We start from the raw sequence: 5819 nt of genomic DNA on the forward strand, positions 1-5819 counted from the left end.
TCACAAATACAGATTCATGTATAGTTTCAATCAGTTAGACTTTCTGAGGAGGCCCGAAATAGTGGATCATATGACCCACTGCAAGTCGATCACCCCCCTTGAATTCGCCCTTTTTTACCAATTCATGATCTACCAATAGGTATTCCCCCTTTCGAAATCATTGATGAAACGTCTTGGAGAACCCGCCCGACGGCCGGATTTCGGTCGTCTTGACCGCAGTCCAGTTGTTAGGAAATCCGGCATGACCCACGGCGTCACGACTTCACCACACGCTCCCCTGCTGAGTCAGGCTCAGGGAGTGATCATCAACTCCAGACCTTTCGAAGGTGATAACCTAAGCCAAATCCTTCAGAGCCTGGGGATCCCCGAAGACCAAATTCAAAAGGTCTCATCTCCAGCCGAGGCAAACAACCTGCTCGGGAGCATGGACCTGATCATTCTGGACGGCGACTTGCCCGATGCCCTGACCTGGGCTCGGGAACACCTGCTGGCCCCGGCATCACCGGCGCTGCTGTTGACCGCCGCCGATTCGCGCAATCCCCAGGTGACCAACTTGATGGAGGAGCATGAAGAGACCGATTTTGTGGGTCGTTTCTGGCATCCGCATGAAATCAAAGGACGCATTCGTCAGTTGTTGACCGGCCATATCCTGAAGCGGAGACTGGAACAGCAGGTTCAGGAACGTACCCAGGAGCTAGAACGCACCGTAGAGGAACTCGTCAGTCGCTTGGCCGATGCCATCGAAGGTCGCGATACCCATACCGGTCAGCACGCCAGACGCATGAGCCTCTACGCCGACGCCCTGGGGCGGAAATACATGGCTTGTCCCCGTGAAGGCGACGAAATAATCGAGGAAAAGGATCTTCCCCTGCTGCGCAAAGCGGCTTTGCTCCACGACATCGGCAAACTTGCCGTACCGGACCATATCCTGAATAAACCGGACAGACTGACTCCCGAAGAATTCTGCGTCATTCAATCACACCCGAACAAGGGCACCCAAATCCTGAAAAATTCCGACCTGTCCGTACTGAAACGGGCCTGCGAAGTAGGCTTGACCCATCACGAAAAATGGAACGGTCGGGGTTATCCACAAGGATTGTCGCAAACAGGCATACCCCTCATGGGGCGCATCGTGGCCATCGTCGACGTCTTCGACGCTTTGACGGGGAAACGGCCATATCGTAAACCAAATTCCCCCGAGGAGGCTTTCAACAAGCTTGAATCCGAAAAGGATAATGGTCACTTCGACCCCCATCTGCTGAGTCAATTTCTTGATATAAAAGACGAAATTATGGAGATTTATAAAAAATTTCCCGATTCGGACCACTCCCAAACATCCTATAATCGGAAGGGATGTTTAGAGTGTATTAGTTATCGAAATTTATAACTATTCATCACATCGTCGTTTTGTCCCGCAATTGATTGGCCATTCGGTCGTGCCGGAAACCGCTCGGACGGGCGGTTGGCTCATGGCATAACCCGTGACTGGCTCGCCCTGTGGCCATCCTTCCGGCAAATAGCCGCCGGAAGGATGGCAGTGAGCTTTTGCAAACCGAAAGCCGTGTCGTGGGGCGTCGCCCCTCTCCCCACCAGGACGGGGTTACGTCGAACCTCTTGTGTCTACCGTTTGGCCAACGGTTCGGTATGGCCCCGCACCGGCCAGACGAAATAGGCCTCCTGTTTGTTGTAAAAGTCCACATGGCCATTGTGCAGGTTGACGTACCAGGCCAATTCGTCGGACGAAGCGGTTTCCCCACTCCAATAATGGCCTTCCCGCACCTCCCGGAAGCGATGGTCCCGAGGCAGAATCAGAGCGACGGCCCGTTCGCCCTCTCCTGCCAGGGAGGCGAGTTCCGTCCGCGATGGCAAGCGCCAATCGTGGTCATGACCCGTATAGCCCTCGCAGCGCCGCGTTCCGGCATTCAGCCCGGCCACGGCTTTTGCCGCCTCCTCCCAGGCCAGAGGGCCCCAGCAGTTGGCCCATTTCATCCAGGTCAGCCCGGTCTGCTCGTCCCGCACCGAGCCGTTGTTCATTTCCGTGAAACGCTCCGCCGCTCCGCCCTCCGGTGCAGCGGCAGCCATCAGTGCCATCAGTGCCATCAGTGCCAAGGTGAGCAATGGTTTTTTCATGACAACCTCCTCTGAACGGAAGAGTCCCGATCCCCGCGCCATCCGGAGATGCGCCCTGCTGACTGTGCCAAAGCATTGCTGCCGGTTCGGGAACAGTCCGCAAACCATCGTAACATATTCCTTCTGCCAGACTGCCACGGAACTATAAATAGGCTTCCGACAGAGCCGGCATCATGTCGTGAAAGGTCTTGCCACGGGCCGGTTTGCCGAGGGACTGCATCATCCAGCCGCCGGCCTGACGGTAAAACCGGGCCATGATCAGGGCCGTATGGTTGCCGCTGACCTGCTCCAGGGCAAAACGCACCACCTCCCGATCATTGGTGGCATCCACTATGCGGCAGTAACTGTTGCCCACCTGCTCGAAAGATTCCCCCGAAAAGCTGTTGATGGTGAAAACCAAGGTCTGCACCCACTTCGGCACGAGTTCCAGATCGACGTGAATGCGTTCATCATCGCCCGCACCCCGACCGGTTACATTGTCCCCGGAATGGCGAATCGAGCCATCCTTGCTGACCGGTTGCTCGAACCAGACCACATCGATCAGCCGTCCGACCTTGTCGAACATCAGACAGGAGACATCCAGATCGATTTCGCGGCCGCCTCCGCCGAACAAACCAAAATATCCGGAACGGCCCGGCCTGACCGCATCCCATCCCAAGGCCATGATCACCTTGGAATAGCGCTCTCCGGAAGATTTCACCAGACCGAAGTCAGCTCCTTTCTGCAACAGTGTCGCCATGAAAACCCTCCTCAAGCCCCATTGACCGACAGTCAGTCCTTCACCGATCGCTGCAAATTCACCTTCGCGGCGTAATACTCCTTTTGGGAGGAACGCATCAGCCGGTCCGCCGTCATCATCTCCTCGACCGCCGCCTCCACGTCGGTTCCCTTCAGCAGTTCCCGCACCCTTTCCGCATCCTTGGAGGTGCCTTCCATCAGACTCAGGTCGTCCATATCGCCGAGGAAGACCGCCATGAGATGGCGGCACAACGACTCCTCCTCCCCCTGGGGACAGGTACAACTGGCACTCATGTTGCTGCCCTCGCGACGAAACTCCAGTCGCCACATCTCGTTTTGACCCATCTCCTGCACCACCAGGGAGATCTCCTGCAACGGCTGCTGCATGGCTTCGTACTCTTCGACCGCTCTTTTGACCGAAACGTAGAAGGGATGACTGCCCAATTTTTCGGAAATACCCACTTTTTCCAATTGATTGCGAAAGGGACGGGGCACGTCGGCAATTTTGATTTCGATGCCTGCGGTTTGCAGATCGCGATGCAGCTCGGCGAAGCGCTGGGCCGCGGTGATGTCCATATCGGTGATGGCCTGGGCGTCGATGACCAGGCAGCGCACCGGCGGTTCCGCCGAGGCGATCAGTGCCTTCAGGCGGGTGGTTACATAACGGGCGTTGGCGAAGATCAGGGGGGCGTACAGACGATAGACCAGCAGCCCCGGAATGGCGTTGCCATTCGATTCGCCGCCCAGATCGTGGAACTTCTTTCCGGGGCCCTGGCGGCACAAAACGGCGTCGCCGGGGCGGGAGATTTCCACGATGATGCCGATCATGGAGATCAGCAGCCCCAGAATGATGCCCGGCACCACCCCCGCCAGCAGAATACCCAGGGAGACCGCCACCGACAAAAGGCATTCGGAGCGATCCATGCGGTAGAGGTCGCGCAGGGAGCGCAACTCCAGCATGCCCATCGCGGTCACGATGAGGATGGCGCCCAGGGCCACCTTGGGCAGAAAGGCCAGCAGGTCGGTACCGAATTGCAGGAAGAGCAGCAAGCCCGCCGCGGCCACCAGCTGGGCCAGCTGGGTTTGGCCATGGGCGGCATCGACGATGGCGGTACGGGACTGACTGGCGGAGACGGGGAAACCCTGCAACAGTCCGGCGCCGATGTTGGCGATGCCCAAGGCGGTCAGTTCGCGATTGGGGCGAATTTCGTAGCGGTTTTTGTCGGCGAAGGCCTGGGCCAGAAGAATGCCGTCGGAAAAGGCCAGGAAGGCGATGGCCAGCGCGGCGGGAGCCAGCGCGGAGATGTCGCTCAGCTGCAGCGTGGGCATGACCAGGTCAGGCACCCCCACGGGCACCGCCCCGACCAGAGCCAGGCCCATCTTGTCCAAACCCAGCCAGCGGGTGGCGAGAATGGCCACCACGGAAACGGCCAGAGCGCCGGGAATGGCCGGCAGGGTTCTCCCCACAATGATCAGGAAAAGGATCAGGCAGGTGCCGACAATCAGGGTCGGAGCATGGGTTTGAGGCAGTTTCTGCCAGAGCTGCCAGAGGATGGGGAAGAAGTCCTCCCCCTCGGTTTTGATGGCGAAGAGTTTGCCCAACTGGGTGGAGGCCAGGATCAGCGAAGCCCCGTTGAGGTAGCCCACCAACACCGGACGGGAGAGGAAATCGGCGATGGCCCCGATGCGCAGCCGTGCCGCCAGCACCAGGATAACACCGGAAAGCAGGGCCAGAACGGCTCCCAGAAGGGCGATGCGGCTGGGATCATTCCCCGCCAGGGGCAGAATGGCGGCCCCGGCCAACAGACCGATGGCGGCATCGGGTCCGGCGATGACCTGTCGGGACGAGGAGAAGAGAGCATAGCCCACGGCGGCGGCCAACGCGGCGTAAATGCCGTGAATGGGGGGCATGTGAACCAGTTCGGCGTAGGCCAGAACCGAGGGGATCATCACCACGCAAGCGGTGATGCCCGCGATCAGGTCTCCTTTGGCCCAACCGGTTTGATAGCCCTTGAGTTGGGACAGGATCGGCAGCGAAAACCTCTTCAAAATCCCCTCCGTCAGGGAAAGCATGGCGTGATGACCTCATGAGCGCGATCACCACCGTGACCGGGCCGGTTGACTTTCGCCGGGCGTCAGGAAAAGCCGGTGGGGCGAAACGGCTTCACTGTAATGGACCATTATGAATCCACGTTTAAACCGCGTGTGGTGTAACGGGGTCTCGTTCCGGCGAGGAAGGCCGGCGGCAACTCTCTCCAAGCCCCGGCGCAGACCACGAAGCAAACTCTCCGGAAGTTTGTCAGGCCCCACGGCAAAGGACGGGCGATCAGCCTTTTTTACCATTTTAAGGATATTATATTGAAAGGCAATCCGATTCCGTTCCGCTGGCCGAACCGACGGGGAGGGGTTTGATATTGGCCCGCGAGGGTGTAGAATCGCCCTTTTTCGAGGTGGGTCCGGGTCTTTGCGGAGTGTGGTCATGGGGATTCTCGGTTTTCTGTTCGCACCCTTCCGTCAGCTCTTTTCGGGGGTTATTCGCGCCCGCAACAAGCGCATCATCGGTCCCCAGACCCACAGTCTGATCCAGGCGGCGCAGAGCGGCCATGTCGAGGCGCAATTTCTTTTGGGCTACATCCTTTCCGAAGGGGAAGGGGTGGATCGGGATCTGGAGCAAGCCATTCACTGGTATCGGCAGGCTGCGGTCAGGGGTCACGACAACGCCCGCATCAACCTGGCCATCGCCTACTGCGAAGGCGACGGGGTGGAAAAGGACATGGCCAAGGCCTACGGCTGGGTCTGTCTGGCCGCCTTCACCGAAACCGAAAAAGCCCCGCCGCTGCGGGATGAGATCGCCCGCCACCTCACCCCGGAAGAGATCGCCGCCGGACAGGCCTGGGCCCAAAGCCAGCGGGATGTCGACCTGCAGGAAGCCGAACGCAAGGAGGCCGAGG

Annotated in this window: 5 protein-coding genes; 2 read left to right on the plus strand and 3 right to left on the minus strand. The window is 59.0% G+C overall.

The window, feature by feature from the left end; all coding sequences use genetic code 11:
• Window positions 1-241: 241 nt before the first annotated feature.
• Window positions 242-1387, plus strand: coding sequence for an HD domain-containing protein (locus tag HQL56_17600; protein ID MBF0311334.1), 1146 nt, complete (start codon window positions 242-244; stop codon window positions 1385-1387).
• A gap of 233 nt (window positions 1388-1620) precedes the next feature.
• Here the strand turns inward: HQL56_17600 and HQL56_17605 are convergent, their stop codons facing one another.
• From HQL56_17605 to HQL56_17615, 3 genes are all read right to left on the minus strand, one after another.
• On the minus strand, window positions 1621-2130 hold the full coding sequence (locus HQL56_17605; protein ID MBF0311335.1) for a DUF1566 domain-containing protein: 510 nt from the start codon (window positions 2128-2130) through the stop codon (window positions 1621-1623).
• A 142-nt stretch (window positions 2131-2272) separates the two neighbouring features.
• Entirely contained in the window at window positions 2273-2869 is a 597-nt protein-coding gene (locus HQL56_17610) for a TerD family protein (protein ID MBF0311336.1), read from the minus strand.
• 32 nt (window positions 2870-2901) lie between these two features.
• Complete coding sequence (locus HQL56_17615; protein MBF0311337.1) at window positions 2902-4941, minus strand: SulP family inorganic anion transporter; 2040 nt, start codon at window positions 4939-4941, stop codon at window positions 2902-2904.
• 406 nt (window positions 4942-5347) lie between these two features.
• Here HQL56_17615 and HQL56_17620 point away from each other — a divergent pair.
• The coding region (locus HQL56_17620) for a sel1 repeat family protein (GenBank protein ID MBF0311338.1) at window positions 5348-5819 on the plus strand (472 nt) is incomplete at its 3' end.

The sequence above is a fragment of the Magnetococcales bacterium genome, assembly GCA_015231925.1.
Classification (GTDB): domain Bacteria; phylum Pseudomonadota; class Magnetococcia; order Magnetococcales; family JADGAQ01; genus JADGAQ01.

What these genes read in the sequence shown, in the direction of transcription:
- HQL56_17600 (MBF0311334.1), top strand. Translation starts at nt 242, where the DNA reads ATGACCCACGGCGTCACGACTTCACCACACGCTCCCCTGCTGAGTCAG.
- HQL56_17605 (MBF0311335.1), bottom strand. Translation starts at nt 2,130, where the DNA reads ATGAAAAAACCATTGCTCACCTTGGCACTGATGGCACTGATGGCACTG.
- HQL56_17610 (MBF0311336.1), bottom strand. Translation starts at nt 2,869, where the DNA reads ATGGCGACACTGTTGCAGAAAGGAGCTGACTTCGGTCTGGTGAAATCT.
- HQL56_17615 (MBF0311337.1), bottom strand. Translation starts at nt 4,941, where the DNA reads ATGCTTTCCCTGACGGAGGGGATTTTGAAGAGGTTTTCGCTGCCGATC.